Consider the following 24836-nt stretch of genomic DNA (forward strand, 5'->3'; position numbering starts at 1 on the left):
CGCCACCGGGCCTCAGCCCCGTGGCGCCGACACCACCCCACAGCCCTTCAGGACCACCTGGGTCAGAAAATCGGTGACACGCTGCATATCGTCATCGGTGAAGTCATCGTGGCCGGTGATGCCGGCGACCTGGGATTGAAAATCCGCGTAGTGCTGGGTCGCCGACCAGATCAGGAAGATCAACGATACCGGGTCCACCGGGTCCATCAGGCCGCGCTCGGCCCACTGACGAAACACCTCGGCACGGCTTTCGACCCAGTCACGCAGCTCGCCACGCAGATAGTCCTGCAGAAAGGGGGCGCCCTGAAGGATCTCGCCGGCAAACAGGCGCGAGGCCTCGGGGTGGCGGCGAGACATCTCCATCTTCGAGCGGATAAAGGCACTGAGCACCTCGGCGGGATCATCATCCACCGAGATATCGTCGAGCATCATGTTCCAGCGCTCCATCACCCCTTCCAGCAGGCGAACGTACAGCGCCTTCTTGCTGCCCATGTAGTAGAGCACATTGGACTTGGGCAGCCCGGCTTCCTCGGCAATCAGTTTCAGGCTGGCGCCTCGATAGCCGTGACGCGAAAACACTCGCTCGGCGGCGTCGAGTATGTCGCGTTCGTTACGCTGGCGAATGGCACCAGCCTCCGCCTCCAGCGGCGCCTTCAGCGCCGTGTCATCAAGCTGTGAGCCCATGGTTATCCCGGTCGTCGAATCGCCCGCCACCGCCGGTTGCAGGTGGGTCGGCAAGGAGGAAAAGAGTGCCTGAACCCCACCGCTCTGGCAATTGGGCAAAGCGGCTAACCTGGCGCGACAGCGCCTGTGACGGGTGACTTTTGAGGCCTCTGCTGTGGTCGCCGACAGGAACTCGCGGCGGGCACCGAAAAAAACTCGACGGCGTGACTTGAAGAAGCTGACCGATTGGTCAAGAATGAAGTTACCCCCTTGCCATGGCGATGCCATTTGGTACCGACTCGCTGACAACCACTCGGCTCAGTCTGCAACCAGGACATCGACCAGGACATCAACGACGACAACGACAACATAAGCGGACCTGACCATGATCGAGTTCTTCCTCAACGGGCGGCCACGGCGCGTCGACGCCGAGGCCCACCTCAGCGTGCTCGACCTGCTGCGCGAGCGCCTCAACCAGACAGGCACCAAGGAAGGCTGCGCCTCCGGCGACTGCGGTGCCTGCACCGTGGCGATCGGTGAGCCCGATGCCGACGGCAACCTGCGCTATCACAGCGCCAACGCCTGCATCATGCCGGCCCACCAGCTCAATGGACGCCACCTGGTCACCGTCGAGGGGTTGTCCCGGGGGGACGAGCTGCACCCTTGCCAGGCCGCCATGGTGGAACACCACGGCAGCCAATGCGGCTTCTGCACCCCGGGTATCGTCATGTCGCTGTTCACCCTTCATGAAGATGACCGCGCGCGGCCCGCGCCACTGACGCCTGAGCGACTGGAAGCGGCGCTGGGCGGCAACCTGTGTCGCTGCACCGGCTATCGCCCGATCCGCGACGCCGCCCTGGCCATGGGCGACACCCCGGGCTTCCGGCCCGAATGGCTCGACGATGACGCCCTTGCCCGAACGCTTGCCACCAATGTGGGTGAGCCTGCCACCCACAGCGGCTTTTACCAGCCGCGCCGTCTCGATGAACTGGTCGAACTGCGCGCCCGCCACCCCGACGCCCGCCTGGTGGCCGGCGGCACCGATCTCTGGCTCGAAGTCACCCAGAATCTGGCGGACTTCGCCGAGGTCATCGACGTCACCCGGGTAGAACAGCTCAAGGTGCTGGAAGCGGGCCACGACGCCAGCGGTCGACCAGGGATGTGGGTCGGTGCCGCCGTCACCTACACGCAACTGGAGCCGTTGTTTGCCGAGCGCTATCCCGCCTTCCATCACCTCCTGCATCGACTGGGCTCTGGTCAGGTGCGCAACCGCGGCACCCTGGGTGGCAACGTGGCCAACGCCTCGCCCATCGGCGACACCCCACCGGTACTGCTGGCACTCGACGCCCGCCTGCGCCTGACCGGACCCGACAGCAGTCGCGAACTCGCCGCGGCAGACTTCTTCATCGACTACAAGAAGACCGCCCTGGCGCCGGACGAGTGCCTGGAAGCGATCTTCCTGCCGACGCTGGCAGCTGACCGCCAGCTCAAGGTATGGAAGCTGTCCAAACGGCGTGAGGACGACATCTCGGCGGTACTCGGTGCCTTTAGCTGGACCCTGAAGGACGGCAGCCTGGCCGAGGTGCGCCTGGGCTTCGGCGGCATGGCCGCGATCCCGGCCCGGGCAACCGGCGCCGAGGCGGCACTGGAAGGCCATGCCCCTTCACCCGAGCGGTTCGCCGCCGCCATCGATGCGCTGGCCGAAGACTTTCAGCCCATGAGCGATGTGCGTGGCAGCAGCGACTATCGTCGGCACGCCGCCGCTGCACTGATCGAACGCCTGCGCCTGGTCGTCGCCGACGCGGCATCCCAGGACTCTCAGCACCCGACCCAGGAGGTGATGCTCCATGCGTACGCTCACTGATCTGACCACACCTGCCTCCGCGGCCAGCGATACTGCCGATACTCCCCGCCACGCGCCGGCGGCCAAGGGCTTCTCGGGCAGCGCCGCTCGCCACGAAAGCGCGGTCAAGCACGTCACCGGGCGCGCCGCCTACATCGACGACCTGGCGCTGCCGGCGGACGCGCTGCACCTGGCGGTGGGACTCTCGCCGGTCGCCAGCGGACGCATCACCGGGCTGGACCTGTCCGCCGTGCGCAGCGCCCCGGGCGTGGTCGACGTGATCAGCGTCGCCGAGGTCCCGGGCCACACCGATATCGGCCCGGTCTTTCCCGGCGATCCGATCATGGCCGACGGCGAGGTACTCTACGCCGGCCAGGTGATCTTCTGCGTCGCCGCCACCAGCCATCGTGCGGCGCGTCAGGCGGTCAAGAAGGCGCGCCTGGAGATCGATGAGGTCGAGGCGAGCCTCGACCCAGTGGCCGCCGCCGAGGCCGGCGACGTGGTGCGCCCGACCCACCGCCAGCAGAGCGGTGACTGGGAGGCCGCCCTGGCCGGCGCGACACACGTCATCGAGGACGAGCAGTTCGTCGGTGGCCAGGAGCACTTCTATCTGGAGGGGCAGGCCTGCGTGGTCCACCCCACCGAAGACGAAGGCGTGATGGTCCACACCTCCAATCAGCACCCCAGCGAGACCCAGAAGCTGATCGCCGAGGTGCTGGGCATCCCCTTCCACGCGGTCACCGTGGAGGTACGCCGCATGGGCGGCGGCTTCGGCGGCAAGGAAACCCAGGCCTCGCCCTGGGCCTGCCTGGCGGCGCTGATCGCCCGCCGCACCGGCAAGAGCTGCCGTGTTCGCCTGCCCCGGGCCGAGGACATGAAGGTCACCGGCAAGCGCCACCCCTTCCACAACCGCTATCGGCTCGGTGTCGATGAACAGGGCGTGATCCAGGGCGGTGACATCAGCGTCATCGGCGACTGCGGATACTCGCCGGATCTGTCCGAAGCCATCGTCGACCGCGCCATGTTCCACGCCGACAACGCCTATTCACTGGGCCAGGCTCGGGTCACCGGTCATCGCGCCCGTACCAGCACCGCGTCAAACACCGCCTTTCGTGGCTTCGGTGGTCCCCAGGGCATGATGGTGATCGAAGCCGCCATGGAGGACATCGCCCGCCGCGTGGGCGAGGATCCCCTGACGGTGCGCAAGCGCAACCTGTATCGCCAAGGCCGCGACCAGACCCACTATGGCCAGACGGTGGACCAGATCACGCTGCTGCATGACCTGATCGAGCGGCTCGAGACCTCGAGCGACTACTGGTCCCGGCGCCAGGCGATCACCGAGTTCAACGCCGACAGCCCGGTCATCCGCAGGGGCCTGGCGCTGACCCCGGTGAAGTTCGGCATCTCCTTCACCGCCCAGCACCTCAACCAGGCCGGTGCCCTGCTGCACGTCTACACCGACGGCAGCGTGATGATCAATCACGGCGGCATCGAGATGGGCCAGGGCCTGCACACCAAGGTGTGCCAGGTGGTCGCCCGCGAGCTGGGGCTCGATCTCGAAGCGGTACGCATCAGCGCCAGCCGTACCGACAAGGTGCCCAACACCTCACCCACGGCGGCCTCCAGCGGGGCCGATCTGAACGGCCAGGCGGCCCGCGACGCGGCCAGCAAGCTGAAGTCGCGGCTGTTCGACTTCGCCGCCGAACGCTACCAGCTCGACCGTCAGGACATGCGTCTGGAACAGGGCGAGCTGATCGCCGGCATCGGTGGCAGCGAACGACGTATCGCCTGGGGCGAGCTCATCCAGGACGCTTACCTGGGTCGGGTGTCGCTGTCCGAGAAAGGCTTCTACGCAACGCCGTTGATCCACTACGATCGGGCCAGCGGCAGCGGACGCCCCTTCTACTACTTCGCCTATGGCGCCGCCGTCGCCGAGGTGGCCCTGGACACCCTCACCGGCGAGTACCAGGTGGATCGGGTCGACATCCTCCACGACGTGGGCGACTCGCTCAATCCGGCCATCGACGTGGGCCAGGTGGAAGGCGGCTTTATCCAGGGCATGGGGTGGCTGACCAGCGAGGAACTGAAGTGGAACGAGCGGGGCCAGTTGACCTCGTTCGGCCCGGCCACCTACAAGATCCCCGCCTACGGCGATCTGCCGGCCACCTTCAACGTCGAGCTGATGCAGGGCCACCCCAACTCCATGGCCAGCATCTACCGCTCCAAGGCGGTGGGTGAGCCGCCCTTCATGCTGGGGATGTCGGTGTGGTGCGCGCTGCGCGACGCCCTGGCGAGCCTCACCGACTACCGCCAGGCGGTACGGCTGGACACCCCGGCGACACCTGAGCGGGTCATGGCGGCGGCACGCCTGGCACGCCGGGTGAATGAGAGTCGCGCAGGGGGCACCCCATGAGCGGCGAGCGCTGGTACGACGCCCTGGCCCGCCTCCGGCGCGCCGGCCTGCCCCATGTGCTGGCCACCCAGGTGACCAGCCAGGGGTCGACCCCGCGTGAGCCTGGCGCCAGGATGGTGATCACCGCCGACGCCATCATCGACACCCTGGGCGGCGGCACCTTCGAATGGCAGCTGATCGCCTGCGCCCGGGAACGCCTCGAGCGCGGCGAGGCCGGCCTCAGCCTGGAGGCCTTTTCGCTGGGCGGCCGCAGTGGCCAGTGCTGCGGCGGCTTCGTCAATGTGCTGCTGGAAACGGATCTCGGTACGGCCACGCGCCTGGCGCTGTTCGGCGCCGGCCACGTGGGCCGCGCGGTGGCCTCATTGGCGGCGCCGCTTGGCTGGCGACTCGACTGGTACGATAGCCGCGAGGACGCCTTCAGCGGGCTCGACCCGGCCCCAGGCCAGCATCACCACCGGCTTGACGACTGCAACGCCAGCGCCGAGTCGCTGCCTGCCGGCAGCCACGTGCTGGTGCTGACCCACGACCACGCCGAGGACTACGCCCTGGTCGAGGCACTGCTCAGGCGCGGCGACATGGCCTCGATCGGGCTGATCGGCTCGCGCAGCAAGTGGGCCAGCTTCCGCGGGCGACTGGAGCGTGCCGGCATCCCGCACGATCGCATCGACACCGTGCGCTGCCCGATCGGCGACTCCGGCGGCGACAAGACGCCCTACGCCGTCGCCCTGGCCGCCCTGGCCGAGCTGCTGCCACTGGCAAGCCCCAGGCCGGAGGGGGCACGTCGCGACGCGCTGCGCGGCCTGGAAAGCGCAGAGGTACGACGCCTGTTTTCCTGAACCTGTCCTGGCCCGGCCTTACCCGTCTGACCGGGTAGCGCCAGGCGTCTGCCTCCCTGGCCGCCGCGCCTGCCGCCCCCTGAACACAACGTCACCGCCATAGTGCGATGACGCGATGACCCTATAAGCGACGACCCGATAAAGAGTGCCCCATGACCGAGACCCCTAACGCCTCTGCCAGCACCGCACCCAAGCCCGAGGCTTTCTCCGGAACTTCCGCCGGCACCTCCACCAGCCCCGCTGGCGGCCCCTGCTCATCGAGCTGGGTCATGCGCGCGCGCATCCTCAGCTTCAATGCCGATCCCGGCGACGGCGACACCCCGCTCGAGGGCAGCGTCAGCTACTTCGCCGACGGCGTGCTGTGGTGGGCCGAGGGTGTCGTTCAGGCGGTGGGCGACTATACAGAGCTCGCCCCCCATCTGCCCGCCGACGCCAGCGTCATCGACCACCGCGACAAGCTGGTGATGCCAGGCTTCATCGACAGCCATGTGCACTATGTGCAGCTCGAGATCATGGCCTCCTACGGACGCCAGCTGCTCGACTGGCTCAACGAGTACACCTTCCCCGAGGAATGTCGCTTTGCCCAGCGCGAACACGCCGAGCAGATGGCCGACGTCTTCCTCGACGAACTGATGCGGGTAGGCACCACCACCGCCCAGGTGTTCTGCTCGAGCCACCCTGCCTCGACCGACGCCTTCTTCAGCGCGGCCCAACGCCGCGACCTGTGCATGCTGGCCGGCAAGGTACTGATGGACCGCCATGCCCCCGAAGCGCTCACCGACGACACCTACGGCGGTATCCGCGACAGCGAGCGCCTGATCAGTGACTGGCACGGCACCGCGCGCCTCGGCTACAGCGTCACCCCGCGCTTCGCGCCTACCTCTACCCGCGCCCAGCTCGACGCCGCCGGTGGCCTTCTGCGCAATGACCCAAGCCTGTGGCTGCAGACCCATCTGTCGGAGAACCTGGGTGAGCTCGACTGGGTGGCCGAGCTGTTTCCGGGCAGCCGCGACTACCTGGCGGTCTACGAGGAATCCGGGCTGGTGGGGCCGCGCAGCACCTTTGCCCACGGCATCCACCTGGACGACGAGATGCGTACGCGACTGGCCGAGCGCGGCGCCAACATCGCCTTCTGTCCCAGCTCCAACCTGTTTCTCGGCAGTGGCCTGTTCGACCGGGCCGGCGCCCGGGCCCAGGGGCTGAATCTGACGCTTGCCAGCGACATCGGCGCCGGTACCGACCTGTCGGGACTGGCCACCCTCAAGGCGGCCTATCAGGTCGGCCAGCTCAGGGGCACGCCACTGACCGCCTGGGCAGGCTTTCATGACCTGACCCGGGGCAACGCCGTATCGCTGTCACTGGACGATCGGATCGGCAGCCTGACCCCCGGTCGCGACGCCGACTTCGTGGTCATCGACCTGTTCGCTTCGCCGCTGCTGGCCCGACGCATGGGGCGCACCCAGTCACTGGCGGAGGAGCTGTTTACCCTGATGATGCTGGGGGACGACCGCGCCATCTACGAGACCTGGGCGGGGGGGCGCCTGCAGCACCGCCGCCAGACCTGAAGAACCCGACGACAGGCGCCGGCGACCGGCGCTTGCACTGGGTGATGGCTGGCCGGGAAATTCCTTGGCGAGTGCGCTAGAATGCGCGCCTTGAATACCACACGCTGCCAACGCTGCTCCGGATTTACGCTCCGGCTCGCACGAGGACAACCATGAGTCACGATACCTCACCCCCTGAGACATCCACCGCAACCGCCACTTCTGGTTCAGACACCCTGGTGGTGTGCGCGCTTTACAAGTTCGTCACCCTCGACGACTACGAGGCGCTGCGCGAGCCGCTGCTCGACACCCTGCTCGAGCATCAGGTGCGCGGCACCCTGCTGCTGGCCCGTGAAGGCATCAATGGCACCGTCGCCGGCACCCGCCAGGGCATCGACGCGGTGCTCGCCTGGCTGCGCGCCGACGCGCGCCTGGCCGAGCTCGACACCAAGGAGTCGCTGACCCGACGTGCGCCCTTCATGCGTACCAAGGTCAAGCTCAAGCGCGAGATCGTGACCATGGGCGTCGAGGGCATCGACCCGCGCCATACCGTCGGCACCTACGTGGACCCCAAGGACTGGAACGAGCTGATCCAGGACCCCGAGGTTCTGCTGATCGACACCCGCAACGACTACGAGGTCGAGGTAGGCACCTTCGAGGGCGCGGTCAATCCGGCCACCAGCGCCTTTCGCGACTTCCCCGAGTACGTGAAGAAGACCCTGGACCCGAGTCGCCACAAGAAGGTGGCGATGTTCTGTACCGGCGGCATCCGTTGCGAGAAGTCCACCGCCTACCTCAAGGAGCAGGGATTCGAGGACGTCTACCACCTCAAGGGCGGCATCCTGAAGTACCTGGAAGACGTGCCGAAGGACAAGACCCTGTGGCGTGGCGAGTGCTTCGTGTTCGACGACAGGGTCACCGTCGACCATGACCTCAAGCCGGGACGCTATGACCAGTGTCACGCCTGCCGCATGCCGATCACCGAGCAGGACAAGCAGAGCGAGTACTACCAGAAAGGCGTCTGTTGCCCGCGCTGCTACGACCGCCTGAGCGATGAGCAGAAGGCCCGCTTCGCCGAGCGTGAGCGCCAGATGCGCCTCGCCCGGGAGCGCGGCGAGGCCCACCTGGGTGCCGACGCGGTGGCACGCATGGAAGAGCGTCGCGAGGCCAAGCGACGCGCCAGGGAAGCGGCGCGCGAGGTCAATCGCCAACAGGGCTGATACACGGCTTCTGGTGTTGCACACCCGTTGATGCATGCCGGCTCGTGCACGCCGGCCCTCCAGCCACAACACCCGCCACAACACCCGCCAAACCAAAAAAGAGGCGCCCTGGGCTTTATACCAGAGACGGGCGCCTCTTTTGCGTGTCACCGAGGACTTCGCCGGTAGCAAAGGACGCGCCGAAGCGCGCCAAACTGTGTTGAAAGAAACGGCGTCGGCCTGTTCAACCTCTTCCTCGCCTCGGTCGGCGATCACGCCGAAAACACCTTAGATTCCGACGTTTTCGCTTCGACATCATGCCTCAGCAACCTTCCACCCCGCCCGTTGCCTGAAAAGCGGCCGCCGCCCACACAGGATCACCTATTACTAACACCAGCGCGGGCAAGCCTCAGTGCCATCTGGTGACATGAAGCACGCCTTGAGCATCAGGGTTCGCCATCAACCTGTGCCGCTACTGATTCCCGCTGTCGCTCGCCGGACAGCGGCAGGCTCAGTTCGCCCGCCTGGACGGCAAACCGTGACGTGACGCAACGAAGGGAATACATGATGCGACCTTGGCCCAACAACCGCCCCCCTGCTCTTGCCTGCGCTTTATTGACTGGCACTTTTTTGACCGGCACTTTTTTAACCGGCACCTTTCTCGCCTGCAGCATGGCCGTCGCCTCCCAGGCGTCGGCGGCAACCACATCAGACACCGAATCCGACGAGCAACAGGACTATCGGCAGTATTTCACCCCGCTACCCTCACTTCCCCCCATCCCCGCCGACAACAGCCTCACCGCTGAGAAGGTAGCGCTTGGCAAGATGCTGTTCTTCGAACCCAGGCTGTCAAAGAGCAGCAACATCAGCTGCGCTTCCTGTCACAACCCGGCCCTGGCCTGGACGGATCGGCTGCCGACGGCGGTCGGCCACGATGGCCAGGTGGGAGAACGCAACTCCCCCACCGTGCTCAACTCGGGTTTTCTTGGCTCACAGTTCTGGGATGGTCGCGAACCCGACCTGGAGGGCCAGGCGCTGGGGCCTATCCAGAACAGCATCGAGATGGCCCACGACCTGGACGGCGCCCTTGCCCGCCTGTCAGCCGTCGACGGCTATTCCGATCACTTCCAGACGGCATTTCCCGATGACGAGGCTCCGCTGTCCTCCGGCAACCTGGCCGACGCCATCGCCAGCTTCGAGCGCACGCTGAATACGCCGAACGCTCCGCTCGATCGCTACCTGCTGGGTGACGAGGAAGCTCTGACCGATCAGCAGAAGGCAGGCATGAAGGACTTCGTGGACATCGGGTGCATCAGCTGCCACCGCGGCGCCAACTTCAGCGACAGCCTGTTCCACCCGATTCAGGTGCCGGGATCGGATGATCTCGGGCGCTTCGCGGTCACCAACGAGGAAAGCGATCGACAGGCCTTCAGGACGGCATCACTGCGCAATGTCGCCCTGACCTACCCCTACTTTCACGACGGCTCGGCCGAGACGCTTGAAGACGTCGTGCCCATCATGGGCGAGCAGATGCTCAAGCGGGAGCTTGATGAAGCGACCGTCGAACGTCTGGTCAGCTTCCTGCATGCCCTGACAGGAGAGCAACCGGTGGTCACGGTGCCTGCTCTGCCCTGATCCAGTCCTGATCCAGCCCCGGGCCAGGCCTGACCCGGTACTATCACCAATAGCCCCCTGCAAACGCCAGCGCCGCCTCCCCCGACAAGGGGCAAGGCGGCGCTTGACGTGCCAGTCCCGGCGTCAGGCACTGTCTGAAACGTCGGCGAATGCAGGCACTTTTACGGCAAGGCCTAGGATTCCACCAGCCGCTGTCTCAGCGCCTGCCTCCTCTCCTCATCCATGAAGGCAGCCTCGATGGCGTTGCCGGCCAGCCACTTGAGGGTCTCGTTGGACCAGCCGAAGGCCCGCTGACAGGCGGCGAAGTTGTCGCGCATGCCACCGCCGAAGTAGGCCGGGTCATCGGAGTTGATGGTTACCACCAGTCCTGCGTCGATCAGCGTCGGCAGGCCATGATCTTCGAGCCGTTCCACCACTTTCAGGCGCACATTGGACAGCGGACACACCGTCAGCACGGTGCCTTCGTCGGCCAGCCGCTCCATCAGCTCGATGTCCTCGATCGCCCTTACGCCATGGTCGATGCGACACACCTGAAGCTCATCCAGTGCCTCGCGGATATAGCTCGGTGGCCCCTCCTCACCTGCGTGGGCCACGCGCTCGAGGCCCAGCTCCCGCGCCCGGGCAAAGACCTCCTGGAATTTGCTCGGCGGATTGCCTCGCTCAGCGCTGTCCAGCCCCACGGCACTGAAGTGGTCATGCCAGGGCGTGCTGTCCTCGAGCAGCTGCATGGCATCGGCGGCGGGCTGATCACGCAGAAAGGCGAGGATCATGGCGGTGGAAATATCCAGCTCGGAGCGGGCCTTGGCGCAGGCGGCCGTCAGGCCTTCCATCACCTCGGACAGCGCCACGCCACGGGACAGGTGGGCCTGGGGGTCCACGTGCATCTCGATATGCACCACCCCCTCGGCGGCGGCGCGCCGGAAGTAGTCCATCGCCAGGTCCTCGAAGTCCCGGGCGCGGACCAGCACGCTCATGCCCTGATAGTAGAGATCGAGAAAGGACTGCAGGTCGCTGAAGTCGTAAGCCTGTCGGGCCGCCTCGATATCGGCGTAAGGCAGGCTGACCCCGTTACGCTCGGCCAGCGCAAACATCAGCTCCGGCTCCAGCGTACCCTCGATGTGCAGATGCAGTTCCGCCTTGGGCAGGCGGGTCAGAAAGTCGTCGGTCATGGTGTCTGGCCCTGTGGCATCGAACCGTAGAAATCAGGTGTCGTCGTTCACATGGTGACGCATTCGCCCTCGGCTTGCCATGGCGTACCGGCCGCCATGTCGATGGCCCTGGGGATGTGCTCCATGCCGGGCGACGGCGAGTCGGGATCATGATGGTGCACCAGCATCAGCACCGTGCGTCCGGCCAACCAGGGGCCGATGCCCTCGGCCACCCGCCGCGCGGTGGCCGCATCCAGCGAGGCATAAGGCTCATCGAGCACCACCAGGGCGGGATCGGTCAGCCACAGACGCGCCAGGCCCAGACGTCGCGCCTGGCCGCCGGAAAGCTGTCGCCCCCCTTCCCCCACGCGTGTCTCGAGCCCGCCGGGCAGACCCTGCGCCCAGTCGGCCAGGCCTACCGCAACAAGCGCCTGCCACAGCCGCTCCGGGCTCGCCTCGGGGGCCCCCAGCCGCAGGTTCTCGGCAAGGCTTGCGTCGAACAGCTCCACACGCTGGGTCAGACAGCCCACTTTGGAGCTCAACCACTGCGGGTCCAGGGCTTCCACCACTTGGCCGTCCAGGGTCAAGCGACCCTGGTGGCCTCGCAGCTCCCCGGCAAGCAGCGCCATTAGCGTCGACTTGCCACTGCCGGAGGGGCCACAGATCGCAGCCCTCTCCCCCGGCGCCAGCCGGAAGCTCAGGGGCGACAGCGCCTGATCGAGCGCCCGCGGATAACGAAAGCTCAGTGACGTTGCACAGACCTCCAGCCCTCCACACTCGGCAGTCCCGCTTCGAGGCGCAGCGTGCACTGCAACAGCTCGGGTGGTGTCTGATGAGACATTTGCAGGCGCTGCACGCTGCTGGTCGATGGCATTGAGCCGCTCGGCGGCGGCGAGGCTTGCGCCGGCCTGGGTGAAGGCGGCGGGCAGACTTGCCAACCCCTCGGCCAGGGCCAGCGAGGCCAACGGCAGCATCACCAGCACGGCGGCGCCCAACTGGCCGCCACCGAAGGCGGCGAGGCCACCGATCAATACAAGCCACCAGGCGCCCCCCATCACCAGCGTCGTCAGAACATTGCCAAACCCGGTGATCAGTGACAGTCGCCACTGAGCCGCCAGCAGCTCGTCCTCGAGGGCTTCAAGCTCGCCACGGCGGCGCGCCAATGCGCCGTAGGATTCGAGTTCACTCAGACCGCCAAGGGTTTCGATCATGGCCGAGCGCAGTCGCTCCAGCCCGACGACGCGGCGACGACAGGCCGCAAGACCCAGGCGGGCCTGTCCGAGGGTCAGCCAGCTCCAGCCGAACAGCAGTAAGACACCCAGCACCAGCGCGGCCTGGGGCAGCCACACCGCTACCAACGCTACCAGCGCCGCCCCCAGCACCAGCGCCATCGCCGCCGGCGCCAGCAGCCGCAGGTAAAGCGCGTCCAGGGTATCGATATCGGCGGTCAGACGGTTGAGCCAGTCGCCGGATCGCCTTGCCCCGAGGCTGGCGCCGTCCATCGCCACCAGGCCCGAGAAGCAGCGCGCCCTCAGGCGAGCCAGCAGTCGCAGGATGGTGTCGTGGTTGTAGAGGCGTTCGACGTAGCGTGACACGGTACGGGACACCGCAAACAGACGAATGCCCGCCCCTGGGGTGTAGACGTCCAGGGTCGCCGCCATACCCGCGGCCAAGGCCGCGCCGGTCAGCGCGCTGGCGGTGATGAACCAACCCGACACCGCCAGCAGCCCCAGCGCCGACAGCGCGGTCAGCACCATCAGCACCACGCCAAGCACCAGGCGCCGACGAAACGACGCATGCACTTCGATCCACGGACGCAGACTGGCAATCCCCGCAGCGAATCCCGTATCCGTGCGCTCAGTCGACGACGCCATGGGCCACCTCTTGCTGTTCTCTTCCACTCGCGGTGACTCGCCCATCGAGCAGCTCCACACGCCGGTCCCCCATGGCCAGGATGGCCGGGTGATGGCTGGCGATGACCAGCGCCCGGCCCTGGCCGGCCAGACGCCGAAAGCCGCGAATCAGTACCGCTTCGGTCTCTCGATCCAGACTCGCCGTCGGCTCGTCCAGCAGCACCAGCGCGGCATCACTCAGGAACACCCGCGCCAGCGCCAGGCGCTGGGCCTGCCCGCCGGACAGGCCCAGGCCATTTTCGCCGATCCGGGTATCGAGTCCCTCGGGCAGAGCCGCGACCAGCGGCTCAAGGCCCGCCTGCTCGAGCGCAGTGCGCAGGTCGTCATCGCCAGCGTTCGGCGCCGTCAGGCGAAGATTGTCGGCGAGGCTGCCCTGGATCAGCAGCGGGCGCTGGTCCATCCAGGCAAAGGCGATGCCCGGTGCCGATTGGCGCGAGCCCTCGCCAGGCCCGACAAACCCCGCCAGCATCGCCAGCAGGCTCGACTTGCCGGCACCCGATGGGCCGCTGATCACCACCACTTCACCGGCGTCCACCCGAAAGTCCAGCGGACCCAGCACGCGGCCACGCCCAGGGTGATCCAGGCAGGCGCCTTCGAGCCGCACAAGCTGGCCACCGGACAACACTGAAGAAGCGGGACTTTCCGTCGCGCCAGGCGCCGAGACGGGCGACACTCGCGACGGATCGATGGGTTCATCGAGCAGTTCCGTCAGGGCCTGGGCGGCGGCCAGCGCCGAGGCACGATCGTGGTAGTGCTGGGACAGTGTGCGCAGCGGCTGAAAGAACTCCGGGGCCAGCAGCAGGATGGTCAGGCCACTGGCCAGCGTCAGCGAATCGGCCACCTCCAGCGGCAGGTCCCCGAGCAGGCCAAAGCCGATGTAGATAGCCAGCGCCGCAATCGCCACCGAGGAGAAGAATTCGAGCACCGCCGATGACAGAAAGGCCAGTCGCAAGGGCTTCAGGGTGCGCCGGCGATAGTCGTCGGCGACCTGGGCAACCTCGTCGGTGACCCTGTCGCCGGCACCGAACAGTCGAATGGTGGCGATGCCCCGCACCCGATCGACGAAGTGCCCGGACAGTCGCGTCACCGCCGCGAACTGGTCGCGATTGAGCGATTCGGCGCCCATGCCCACCAGCGCCATGAACAAGGGAATCAGCGGCGCGGTGATCGCCAGCAGCAGCGCCGCCAGCCAGTTGTGCCAGGCGATGATGGCGAAGATGACCAGCGGCACCACCATCACCACCCGAAGTTGCACCCAGAAACGTGAGGTGTAGCCGTCCAGTGCCTCGACCTGCTCGACAAGGCGATGGGCCAGCCCGGCACTGTGATGGCGACCGGCACGCACCGGTCCCAGCGCAAACAGATGCTCGAGCAACTCGTGGCGTACCGCGCGGCGAAGGCGCTGGCTGGCTCGCTGGGCCAGACACTCCTGAGCAAAGCCGGCCCCGGCACGCAGCGCCAGAAGCCCAAGTAGAGAGACAAGCCAGGGCCATAGCTGGCTCAGGGAACGCTCACCCTCGATCGCCAGTACCAGCACCTTGGCCAGCAGTACCCATTGGACCACACCCGCGAGTCCTGCCAGCACCGCGAAGGCCGCGACCAGGGTCAGCGGACGACGCTGAGCCCCGGTGTGCTGGTCGAGCCACCGCCGCGCCCTGGTGGCCTCGCCGCGAGACGACTCAGAACGAGACGACTCAGAACGAGACGACTCAGGACGAGACGACTCAGCACCAGACGACTTAGTGATAGCCGCCCCCTCTTACCTTGCCGCGGAACACCCAGTAGGACCAGGCGGTGTAGCCCAGTACCACCGGGATCACGAACAGCACCCCGAGCAGCAGAAACAGCTGGCTCTCCGGAGCCGAGGCGGCATCCCACAGGGTGATGTCCGGCGGGATCAGGTAGGGCCACTTGCTGGCCACCAGCCCCAGGTAGGTGAAGAAGAACAGTCCCAGGGTAGCCACGAACGGCTGGCCCTCACGGCGACGGGCCACCGAACGCCACACCATGGCGGCGCACAGCAACGCCAGTGCCGGGAACACCCAGAACAGTGTCAGGTGGCCGAACCAGCGCTCACGCACGAAGTCGTCGACGAACGGCGTCCAGATACTGATCACGGCAAAGCCCGCCAGCACCAGTCCCAGCAGCCTGGGCGTGATGCGGTAGGCCCATTCCTGCACCTGCCCCTCGGACTTCAAAATCGTCCAGGTCGCCCCCAGCAGCGCATAGCCCGCCATCAGTGCAAGGCCGGTGATCACGGTGAAAGGCGTCAGCCAGTCGAAAGGACCGCCTACGTAGACATTGTTGGCGACCTCGAAGCCCTCGATGTAGGCGCCGACCACGACCCCCTGACAGAAGGTGGCGACCATCGAGCCCCAGCAGAAGGCACGGTTCCACCAGTGGCGATTACGTACCGACTTGAAGCGGAACTCGAAGGCGATGCCACGGAAAATCAGGCCGGCCAACATCAGGAAGACCCCAAGATAGAGCGCCGGCAGCAGGATGGTGTAGACCAGCGGAAAGGCCGCCAGAAGTCCCGCCCCGCCGAGCACCAGCCAGGTCTCGTTGCCGTCCCATATCGGCGCTACCGAGTTCATCATCACATCCCGGGCGTGCTCGTCCGGAGCGAAGGGGTAGAGGATACCCACCCCGAGATCGAAGCCATCCATCAGGATGTACATCATCACGCCGAACCCGATGATCAGCGCCCAGATGGCAGAAAGGTTGATCAATTCCATGTCATCAACTCCCGAACTGGCGGCCGGCGTCGGCCTCGAGGGTGGCGTGGGCGGCGGACAGCGGGCGCTTGGCCGTCTCGACCTCGTCGTCGTGGGGCTCCTCGGCCAGCATGCCCTGGCGCACCACCCGGGTGAGGTAGTAGCCCCCGGTCAGGAACACCACCGCGTAGACCAGCACATAGCCGATCAGGGTAGCGAGCACCATCCAGCCACTGAGCGACGGCGTCACCCCCTCGGCCTGGGTCATCATGCCGTACACCAGCCAGGGCGCGCGGCCCGCTTCGGTGACAAACCAGCCACCCAGCACCGCGATAAAGGGCGCCACACTCATCAGCCTCAGCGTCTGCAGGAAGGGACGACTCTTGTACAGACGACCGCCACGGCGCAACCACAGGCCGGTGAAGGCCACCGCGATCATCAGCATGCCCATGCCGACCATGGCGCGGAATGACCAGAACACGAACCACACCGGAGGTTGCTCCTCTACCGGGACCTCCTTGAGCCCGGGTACCTCACCGTCCAGGTCATGGGTCAGGATCAGGCTGGCCAGGCGCGGAATGCCGATCTCGAAGTGATTTTCCTGGGCCTCCTTGTCCGGCCAGGCGAACAACAGCAGCGGCACCCCGGACTGGGTCTCCCAGTTGGCCTCCATCGCCGCCACCTTGGTCGGCTGATGCTCAAGCGTATTGAGACCGTGGGCGTCGCCGACCACCGCCTGTACCGGCGCCAGCACCAGCAACAGCCACATGCACATGGACAGGGCCTTGCGGTTGGCCTCGACGTCGCGACCGATCAGCAGATACCAGGCGCTGACGCCGGCCACCACGAAGCCGCCGGTCAGGAAGGAAGCCAGCGCCATGTGGGCAAAGCGATAAGGGAAGGAGGCATTGAACATGGCCTCGCCCCAACTGGTGACGCTGAAGTGGCCGTCGATCATTTCCACCCCGGCGGGGGTCTGCATCCAGCTATTGGTGGACAGGATCCAGAAGGCCGAGATGAAGGTGCCCACCGCGACCATGATGGCGGCGAACAGGTGAACCCCCTCGGCCACCTTGCCACGCCCAAACAGCAGCACCCCGAGGAAGCCGGCTTCCAGGAAGAAGGCGGTGACCACCTCATAACTCAGCATGGGGCCGAGGAAGTTGGACGTCGCCTGACTGAAGTTGCTCCAGTTGGTTCCGAACTGGAAGGCCATGACGATCCCGGAGACCACGCCCATGCCGAAGACCACGGCGAAGACCTTGACCCAGAAGGCGGCCAGTCGATCCCAGGCGGGATTGCCGGTCTTGTAGAAGAGTCCATGCAGGACAGCGACATAGGACGCCAGCCCTATGGTAAAGACGGGGAAGATGGCGTGGAAGGATACGACGAAGGCGAACTGTATACGTGACAGAAGCACGGGATCCAGTTCCATGAGCGACTCCTCGAGGCAGGGATGACCGACGGCACCGCCCTGCCTCGGGAACACAACCCGACCCTGGCAGGACAGCATCGAACCCGAGCGGAATCGAATCGATAGAGCGCAGCCTTGCTCGGCTAGCCTGGCAATCTATCTATGCACAATCATGCATCTTCGATCCCGCTTGCCCCCAGCATAGAGGTCCCGCAGGCCTCTGTCCCATGGCCAATTGTCGCACGCACCCATGGCCGATTACGTACCCATTTGTGCGCCCACCAGCCTTGCCTTTGCCGTGACAAGGGCACTTAGCCAGGTGTCAGGTCATGACTGCCCCAGCACCAGCGATACCAGATAGGCGGTGTAGGCCAGGTAGACGGCGACCAGGACGCCACCCTCGAACCGATTGATACGCCCCGCCCGGCCCTTCCAGCCCAACGCGAACACCGCCATCATCAGGGTCATGGCGGTCATCAACGACCAGTCTCGCATCAGCACCTCACGCCCGGCCTCGATCGGCGCGATGACGGCGGCCAGCCCCACCACCCCCAGGGTGTTGAACAGGTTGGAGCCGACCACGTTGCCCAGCACCAGATCATGCTCCTTGCGACGCAGGGCACTGATGGACGAGGCCAGTTCCGGCAGCGATGTGCCGATGGCGACCACGGTCAGCCCGATGATGACGTCGGACACCCCGAGACCCTGGGCGATATCCACCGCGCCCCACACCAGCAGCCGGGAACTGACGACCAGCAGGGCCAGGCCCAGCAGAGTAAGGAAGATGCCCTTGCCCAGCGACATGGGGTGAGCATCGAGTTCCTGCACGGTATCGGTGGCCAGGGCGTCCGCCCTGGCGGCGGCTTCCTCGCGCCGGCTCTGGATCACGCTTGCGACCATGAACACCAGCAGCGCCAGCAGCAGCAGCGCGCCCTCCAGCCGGGAGATAAGCCCGCCCCACATCATCAACGCCGACACCAGGGTGGCGGCACCGAGCACCGGCAACTCGCGCCGAATCACCGATGAATGCACCGCCAGCGGGGAGATCAGCGCCACCAGCCCCAGGATCAGGCCGATGTTGGCGATATTCGAGCCATAGGCGTTACCGAGTGCCAGCCCCGGGTTGCCCTGTGCCGCAGACAGCGCCGACACCGTCAATTCCGGTGCCGAGGTCCCGAAGCCGATGACCAGCATGCCCACCAGCAAGGGCGACAGTCCCAGCCGCGCAGCGGTGGCCGCGGCGCCTTCGACAAAGCGCTCGGCGCTCCACACCAGTACCACCAGGCCACCCAGAACCGCCAAAACGGGAAGCAACATGTCAACTCCTCACCCATGATATCGGTCGCATCTTTGTCTATGGTGTCACCCACGTCAACGTGCCACACTATTTAATTCGCAGGATCAGCTTGTTAAGCCATCAGCGCCTGATTCGCGACGAAATGCAGACGAACAGAACCCTCTTTCAAGACCGGAGTCCCCCCACCACTGTGACGACCCCCGTACGTGGCCCCCTGGAACGGATCCGCAACGCCTCCGTCACCCAGCATCCTCCCCCCGAGGTGCGCATCAGGTCGCGCCGGCGCCTGCGTGCCTGTCACGAGTGCGACTGGATCATGGCGCTGCCGCCGCTGCGTCCCGGTGAAGAAGCGGACTGTGTCCGCTGTGGTCACGACCTGGTCAAGCGTCACGCCTTCCCCGCCCAGCGCAGCCTGGCGCTGTCGCTGGCATCGCTGGTGGCATTGGCGCTGGCCCTGTCCTTTCCGTTTATCGGCTTCAGTACGCGTGGCGTCGGCAACGAAATAGAAGTGGCCCAGACCGCCACCCAGATGCTCGAGCATCACCAGCCCATCGTCGCCATGGTGGTGCTGATGTCGATCATCGTGTTGCCGGCGATCTATCTGCTGACGGTGGTGTGGCTGCAGATCAGCCTGATGCTGCCCCGCCGTCTGCCCTATAGCCGCACCCTGGCCCGCGGACTTTCCCATATCGCGCCTTGGCTGATGGCCGATGTCTTTATCGTCGGCACCATGGTGGCGCTGATCAAGGTGGCGGGACTTGCCGAAATTTCCCTCGGACCGTCGTTCTGGGCCTTTATCGCCTACGCCATCCTGCTGCTGGCGACGACCCTGTCACTGGACAAGGACTGGCTGTGGTTCTCGCTCAGCGGCGAGCCTCTGGCACCGGAGGGCACCCGCACCGGCGAGACCGCGGCTTCCCAGGGGCTCACCGGCTGCCCCACCTGCGGGCTGATCAACTGCCTGGACAGCGAGGGCCATGGCCGTTGCGTGCGCTGCAGCGAGAAGCTGCACGCCCGCCGGCCGCGCAGCCTGCAGACCACCTGGGCGCTGCTGTTCACCGCCGCAGTGCTCTATATCCCCGCCAATGTCTATCCCATCATGTACACCACCAGCCTCGGCAGCTCGGACCCGCAGACCATCATCGGCGGCGTCATCTACCTGGTCAGTCACGGGTCCTGGCCGGTGGCGCTGGTGATCTTCGTGGCCAGCGTCATCGTGCCCATCGGCAAGCTGCTGGCGCTGGTCTGGCTGTGCCTGGTGGCGCCGCGGGCACCGGGCATGCGCTCGGTGGTGCGAGCGCGGCTCTACCGATTGACCGAACTGATCGGACGCTGGTCGATGGTCGACGTCTTCGTGGTAGCCATCCTGGTGGCCCTGATCCGCGCCGGTGCGCTGATGTCGATCGATCCAGGCCCCGCTGCGCTGGCCTTCGGTGGCGTGGTGATCATCACCATGCTGGCGGCCATGAGTTTTGAGCCTCGCCTGCTGTGGGACGGCAGCGAGGATCCCTGCAACCCGATGGACTCCCGGGATGATGACGGGTTGCACGGCGACCACTCGGGCCTGGCGTCCGACGCCGCCCCTTCACCCCATCGCACTGCGCCGGATGAACAAGGAAGCACACCATGAGTGACGCCGATAAGCGCCACCCCGACAACCCGCCAGCGCCGTCCAGCAAGGACATGCACCGCGCCGCGCCGACCCAGCAGAAACGGCTGTCGCCGGTGTGGATCGTGCCCTTTGTGGCACTGCTGATCGGCGCCTGGCTGGTCTACGACAACTACGCCAGCCGCGGCCCCCAGATCGCGCTGCACCTGCCATCCGCCGACGGCATCGAGGCCGGCAAGACGTTGATCAAGACCCGTAACGTGGAGGTCGGCAAGGTCACCTCGGTAGCACTCAGCGACGATCTCTCCGGCGTCGAGATCACCGCTCAGATGGAACCCCAGGCCGAGAAGATGCTGGTCGAGGACACCCATTTCTGGGTGGTCAAGCCGCGCATCGGGCGCGAGGGTATCAGCGGACTCGGCACCGTTCTCTCCGGCGCCTATATCCAGCTCGAGCCGGGTCAGAGCGAGGTGGATGCCCGCGAATTCGACGTCAGCGACCAGCCTCCGGTGGCACCACCTGGCGCCCAGGGGCTGCGTCTCAACCTGGTCAGTCAGGTCGGCAACTCGCTCAGCGTCGGCGACGCCGTCACCTTCCAGGGGGTCAGCGTCGGACGGGTCGAGGAGGCCGACTTCGATGTCTCCACCCAGAGCATGCACCACCGCATCTTCATCGAGAGCCCCTACGACACCCTGGTCACCGAGAACACCCGTTTCTGGGCTACCAGCGGCATCGACGTGCGCTTCGGTTCCGACGGCTTCCAGGTGCAGGTCGAGTCGCTGGAAGCGCTGCTCGGCGGCGGCGTCACCTTTGGCGTGCCCGACGATGTTCCCGCCGGCAAGGAGGCGGAAGAGGACGCCACCTACGAGCTCTATGCCGATGAGGAGGCCGCCCGCCAGGGTACCTTCAATCGCTATCTCGAGTACGTGCTGCTCAACGAGGATACGGTACGCGGCCTGTCCCGCGGAGCCCCGGTGGAATTCCGTGGCGTGCGCATCGGTACCGTGGCAGCCGTCCCCTGGAACTTCACCTCGCCCCAGCCGGAAAACCGCGACAAGCTGGCCATCCCGGTGCTGATCCGCATCGAACCCCAGCGGCTGGGCATCGGCGCCAACGAACTGGATCTGCAGGAGTGGCGTGAGCGCTTCGACCGTCTGTTCGAGCGTGGCCTGCGCGCGACCCTCAAGAGCGGCAGCCTGTTGACCGGGGCGCTGTTCGTCGACCTCAAGATCGACGAAGAGCTGCAGGGCCAGTATCTGGCCGAGACCTTCGCCGACCGCCCGGTGTTCCCCACCGCCTCGGCTGGCCTTGCCCAGATCCAGGCCCAGGTCACCGCCCTGCTCGACAAGCTCAACCGCCTCGAGATCGAGCCTATCCTGTCGGGACTCGACCGCAACCTTCAGGTCTCAGAGGCGATGCTGACCCAGGCCCGCTCACTGGTGCAGAGCATGAACAGCCTGCTCGACAACCCCGAGACCCAGGGCTTGCCCGGCAACCTCAACCAGACCCTGGTCGAGCTGCGCCGCACCCTCGACGGGCTGTCGCCGGAATCCAGCGTCTACCAGGACCTGACCCGCACCCTCAACGAGGTCGAACGTCTGGTGCGTGACCTGCAGCCGGCCGCTCGCAAGATCAGCGACGATCCCCGCGCGCTGCTGTTCGACAGCATCCAGACCGAGGACCCGATCCCGCGGGCACCGCGCTGATCGCCTCCCGCCCGAGTCTGCGGACTCGGGCGGGATAGACGGAAGCATCGACAACACTGACCTCACCGGAAAGGAGTTCTCCATGAGGCCGATACATCGCCTGTGTGTTCCCCTGCTGGCGCTGTGGCTGGGCGGCTGCGCCAGCGGCACCGCCCCCATGAACCACTACGTGCTGCCCTCGGATGCAGGCAGCAGCGATGCCCGGGTCCCCAGCGCCGACGAAACGCCGTTGCTGGTGTCCACACCCAGGCTCGCCAACTACCTCGAGGCCGAAGGCATCGTCCTTCAGCTCGACGACATCTCGCTGAACGAGGCCAAGTCCCACCAATGGGCGGCACCGCTGGCACAGCAACTCGAACGCGGCCTGCGCGACCGCCTGGAGGCCAGGCTGCCTGGACGCCGGGTGCTGCTGTCCGGCGACAGTGGCAACGCCCTGACGCTGGAATTGAGCGTCGACCGCTTCCAGGGCCACTACGACGGCTACGCCGTGGCTTCTGGTCAGTGGCTGTTGCGTGACGGCCAGCGCAAGGTGGTGGACAGCGACAGCTTCGAGGCCACCGAGTCGCTGGACAGCGACGGCTATTCGGCACTGGTACGGGCGCTGGGGCGCACCTGGGATCAGGTGGCCGATGATATCGCCGCCCGGGTCCGTGTCGCCCCCTGAGCGTCTCGACAACGCCTCCGCGCCCCTCCTCAAGGTTCTGCCGGCCCGACTTCTTTTCACCCCCGCCGATGCGCCGGGCCGGCAAATCTGGCATCATGCCCGCAACGGTGACGGGGGTCCCCCGCTAGAGCGGTCACCGAATTTTTCCCCACGCCTTGTCCGGGACCGACGCCATCAGAACGGTGGCGTCCAGCGAGTGCGTGCGTGCTGGAGTTTGCATGAGTTTTTCCGATCTCGGCCTGCGTGCCGAATTGCTTCGCGCCGTCACGGCGCAAGGCTATGACACCCCGACTCCGATTCAGCGTCAGGCCATCCCCGCGGTACTCAAGGGTGGTGACCTGCTGGCCAGTGCCCAGACCGGCACCGGCAAGACAGCGGGCTTTACCCTGCCGATGCTGCAGCGCCTGGCCGATGGCCCTCGCCCCTCCAAGCGCCAGGTCCGTGCCCTGGTGCTCACGCCCACCCGTGAACTCGCCGCCCAGGTCGGCGAGAGCGTGCGCGACTACGGTCAGCACCTGTCACTGCGTCACCACGTGATCTTCGGTGGCGTCGGCCAGCAGCCCCAGATCGACGCCCTGCGGCCCGGTCTCGATGTGCTGGTGGCAACGCCTGGCCGCCTGCTCGACCTGCACCAGCAGGGCCACGTGGATCTGTCGAGCGTCGAGATCCTGGTGCTCGACGAAGCCGACCGCATGCTCGACATGGGCTTTATCCACGACATCCGCCGTGTGCTGAAGCTGTTGCCCGAGAAGCGTCAGAACCTGCTGTTCTCGGCGACCTTCTCCAGCGAGATCCAGGCGCTGGCCGACAAGCTGCTCGACCGCCCGGAGATGATCGAGGTCGCACGCCGCAATACCACCGCCGAGACCGTCGACCAGGCCGTCTACCGAGTGGACCGCGAGCGCAAGCGCGAGCTGCTGTCACACCTGATCACCAGCCAGCGCTGGTTCCAGGTGCTGGTGTTCACCCGCACCAAGCACGGCGCCAACCGCCTGGCCGAGCACCTCGACAAGCGCGACATCTCCGCCATGGCGATCCACGGCAACAAGAGCCAGTCAGCCCGTACCCGCGCCCTGGCGGCGTTCAAGGCCGGCGAGCTGCAGGTTCTGGTGGCCACCGACATCGCCGCCCGTGGTCTCGACATCGACGAACTGCCCCACGTGGTCAACTTCGAGCTGCCCAACGTCGCCGAGGACTACGTCCACCGCATCGGTCGTACCGGTCGTGCCGGCAACGAGGGCCAGGCCATCTCGCTGGTGTGCGTCGATGAACATGGCTTGCTGAAGAACATCGAGCGCATGATCAAGCGTGACCTCGAGAAGCGCATCGAACCGGGCTTCGAGCCCGACCCCAACGCCAAGCCGGAGCCCATCGAGAACGGCCGCAACAAGCGCGGTGGTGGTCAGCGCCGCAGCCAGGGTGGCAACAATAGCTCCCAGCGCGGCAACGGACGACGTGGTGACGGTGGCGGTGCCGGTGGCGGCGGTAATGCCCGCAACGGCAATGGCGAGCAGCCTGCACGTCGCAGGCGCAGGCGCTCCGGCCAGGGCAACCGCCAGGGACAGGCATAAGCTCGAGCATCGGCTCAGGCATAGCCCTGAGCGTCGGTGCAGGCAGAGCCCCGAGCGGCTAGACAAGAGCAATCCAGGGGGCGGCTTGCCGCCCCCTTCCATCTCAGCAGGACAGCGATATGGCATCTCCAGAACTGATCAAGGAATATCGCCGCTTCCGGGCCTTCCAGAAGCAGGCGCAACTCGACAACGAGCATCGCGGCGCCCAGACCAAGATCGACGAGGCGCGGGTCAGTGCCGCTCGCATGACCGAGGCCTACCGCAGCATGGCAGAGAAAGGCGCCGAGCAGGGGGCCTGCTATCGCACCCTCTACCTGCGCGACCATGACGGCGTGGCGCTGACCTGCGAAGGCTGGATGTTCGTGCGTCGCGTGCTGGCCGAAGGCGGTGCCACTCGCGTACGCGCCAGCCTGCTCGAGACCTTCCGCCTGGAGAATGGCCAGTGCGCCCCCGGCGACACCCCGGTCGAAAAGATCACCCTGGAGATCTACGACCAGCTGCTGGTCGACAAGGGGATGGCCACGGCCGTGCGCATCGATGGCGTCGACGGCGATCACCACAGCCAGTTCCTGACCTTCAATGATCAGGTGCGTGGCGATCTGCGTCGCTTCCTGAAATAACCGTATCGGCCGCCGTCCGCGGGGCCTGCGCCTCCGGCGGCGCG

The 24836-nt window shown here is 66.3% G+C and carries 19 protein-coding genes; 11 read left to right on the forward strand and 8 right to left on the reverse strand.

Going from position 1 to position 24836, the window contains the following annotated elements:
* Nucleotides 1-12: 12 nt before the first annotated feature.
* Nucleotides 13-684 carry a TetR/AcrR family transcriptional regulator gene (locus NFH97_RS20315; RefSeq protein WP_108447849.1) on the reverse strand — a complete coding sequence of 224 codons (672 nt, stop codon included), beginning with the start codon at nt 682-684 and terminating at the stop codon, nt 13-15.
* A gap of 364 nt (nt 685-1048) precedes the next feature.
* Here NFH97_RS20315 and xdhA point away from each other — a divergent pair, with 364 nt between their 5' ends.
* The 5 genes from xdhA to trhO all read left to right on the forward strand — a co-directional run bounded on the left by xdhA (nt 1049) and on the right by trhO (nt 8519).
* Complete coding sequence (gene xdhA, locus NFH97_RS20320) at nt 1049-2527, forward strand: xanthine dehydrogenase small subunit (protein ID WP_349625458.1); 1479 nt, start codon at nt 1049-1051, stop codon at nt 2525-2527.
* Nucleotides 2511-4919 carry a xanthine dehydrogenase molybdopterin binding subunit gene (xdhB, locus tag NFH97_RS20325; RefSeq protein ID WP_349625459.1) on the forward strand — a complete coding sequence of 803 codons (2409 nt, stop codon included), beginning with the start codon at nt 2511-2513 and terminating at the stop codon, nt 4917-4919. The genes xdhA and xdhB overlap by 17 nt, the downstream gene beginning before the upstream one ends.
* Nucleotides 4916-5755, forward strand: a complete 840-nt coding sequence (gene xdhC / locus NFH97_RS20330) for a xanthine dehydrogenase accessory protein XdhC (RefSeq protein WP_045994320.1) — start codon at nt 4916-4918, stop codon at nt 5753-5755. The genes xdhB and xdhC overlap by 4 nt, the downstream gene beginning before the upstream one ends.
* Before the next feature lie 269 nt (nt 5756-6024).
* Nucleotides 6025-7320 carry a guanine deaminase gene (gene guaD, locus NFH97_RS20335; protein WP_213229100.1) on the forward strand — a complete coding sequence of 432 codons (1296 nt, stop codon included), beginning with the start codon at nt 6025-6027 and terminating at the stop codon, nt 7318-7320.
* A 152-nt stretch (nt 7321-7472) separates the two neighbouring features.
* Nucleotides 7473-8519 carry an oxygen-dependent tRNA uridine(34) hydroxylase TrhO gene (gene trhO, locus NFH97_RS20340; protein WP_287164510.1) on the forward strand — a complete coding sequence of 349 codons (1047 nt, stop codon included), beginning with the start codon at nt 7473-7475 and terminating at the stop codon, nt 8517-8519.
* Nucleotides 8520-8944: 425 nt separating this feature from the next.
* On the opposite strand, the gene NFH97_RS20345 is transcribed toward trhO, so the two are convergent.
* Entirely contained in the window at nt 8945-9172 is a 228-nt protein-coding gene (locus tag NFH97_RS20345; RefSeq protein ID WP_349625460.1) for a hypothetical protein, read from the reverse strand.
* Between NFH97_RS20345 and NFH97_RS20350 the strand changes: the two genes are divergently transcribed.
* Nucleotides 9171-10133, forward strand: coding sequence for a cytochrome-c peroxidase (locus tag NFH97_RS20350; protein ID WP_349625461.1), 963 nt, complete (start codon nt 9171-9173; stop codon nt 10131-10133). The two genes, NFH97_RS20345 and NFH97_RS20350, sit on opposite strands and share 2 nt — an antisense overlap.
* 173 nt (nt 10134-10306) lie before the next feature.
* On the opposite strand, the gene NFH97_RS20355 is transcribed toward NFH97_RS20350, so the two are convergent.
* The 6 genes from NFH97_RS20355 to NFH97_RS20380 form a co-directional block, all read right to left on the reverse strand.
* Nucleotides 10307-11302 carry an adenosine deaminase gene (locus NFH97_RS20355; protein WP_222569082.1) on the reverse strand — a complete coding sequence of 332 codons (996 nt, stop codon included), beginning with the start codon at nt 11300-11302 and terminating at the stop codon, nt 10307-10309.
* Between the two features lie 47 nt (nt 11303-11349).
* The gene (cydC, locus tag NFH97_RS20360; RefSeq protein WP_349625463.1) at nt 11350-13155 is read right to left on the reverse strand and encodes a thiol reductant ABC exporter subunit CydC; all 1806 of its coding nucleotides are present in this window, start codon (nt 13153-13155) and stop codon (nt 11350-11352) included.
* Nucleotides 13139-14941: a thiol reductant ABC exporter subunit CydD gene (gene cydD / locus NFH97_RS20365; protein WP_349625519.1), complete on the reverse strand. Its 1803-nt coding sequence runs from the start codon at nt 14939-14941 to the stop codon at nt 13139-13141. The genes cydC and cydD overlap by 17 nt, the downstream gene beginning before the upstream one ends.
* A complete protein-coding gene (cydB, locus tag NFH97_RS20370) occupies nt 14934-15932 on the reverse strand; it encodes a cytochrome d ubiquinol oxidase subunit II (RefSeq protein WP_108133771.1) in 999 nt (332 codons plus the stop codon). Before cydB ends, cydD begins: the two co-directional genes overlap by 8 nt.
* Before the next feature lie 4 nt (nt 15933-15936).
* A complete protein-coding gene (locus NFH97_RS20375; RefSeq protein WP_108133772.1) occupies nt 15937-17346 on the reverse strand; it encodes a cytochrome ubiquinol oxidase subunit I in 1410 nt (469 codons plus the stop codon).
* A gap of 306 nt (nt 17347-17652) precedes the next feature.
* Nucleotides 17653-18642, reverse strand: a complete 990-nt coding sequence (locus NFH97_RS20380) for a calcium/sodium antiporter (RefSeq protein ID WP_287164502.1) — start codon at nt 18640-18642, stop codon at nt 17653-17655.
* A gap of 170 nt (nt 18643-18812) precedes the next feature.
* Between NFH97_RS20380 and NFH97_RS20385 the strand changes: the two genes are divergently transcribed.
* From NFH97_RS20385 to NFH97_RS20405, 5 genes are all read left to right on the forward strand, one after another.
* Complete coding sequence (locus tag NFH97_RS20385; RefSeq protein WP_108447839.1) at nt 18813-20252, forward strand: PqiA/YebS family transporter subunit; 1440 nt, start codon at nt 18813-18815, stop codon at nt 20250-20252.
* Nucleotides 20249-21937 (forward strand): intermembrane transport protein PqiB, encoded by a 1689-nt coding sequence (pqiB, locus tag NFH97_RS20390; RefSeq protein WP_083970576.1) that lies wholly within the window; start codon nt 20249-20251, stop codon nt 21935-21937. The genes NFH97_RS20385 and pqiB overlap by 4 nt, the downstream gene beginning before the upstream one ends.
* Nucleotides 21938-22019: 82 nt before the next feature.
* Nucleotides 22020-22601 (forward strand): PqiC family protein, encoded by a 582-nt coding sequence (locus tag NFH97_RS20395; protein ID WP_045994327.1) that lies wholly within the window; start codon nt 22020-22022, stop codon nt 22599-22601.
* A 218-nt stretch (nt 22602-22819) separates the two neighbouring features.
* Entirely contained in the window at nt 22820-24172 is a 1353-nt protein-coding gene (locus NFH97_RS20400) for a DEAD/DEAH box helicase (protein WP_108447837.1), read from the forward strand.
* 119 nt (nt 24173-24291) lie between these two features.
* Nucleotides 24292-24792 (forward strand): hypothetical protein, encoded by a 501-nt coding sequence (locus NFH97_RS20405; RefSeq protein ID WP_349625464.1) that lies wholly within the window; start codon nt 24292-24294, stop codon nt 24790-24792.
* Nucleotides 24793-24836: the final 44 nt, after the last annotated feature.

Source organism: Halomonas sp. SCS19, from assembly GCF_040147015.1.
GTDB classification, from domain to species: domain Bacteria; phylum Pseudomonadota; class Gammaproteobacteria; order Pseudomonadales; family Halomonadaceae; genus Halomonas; species Halomonas litopenaei.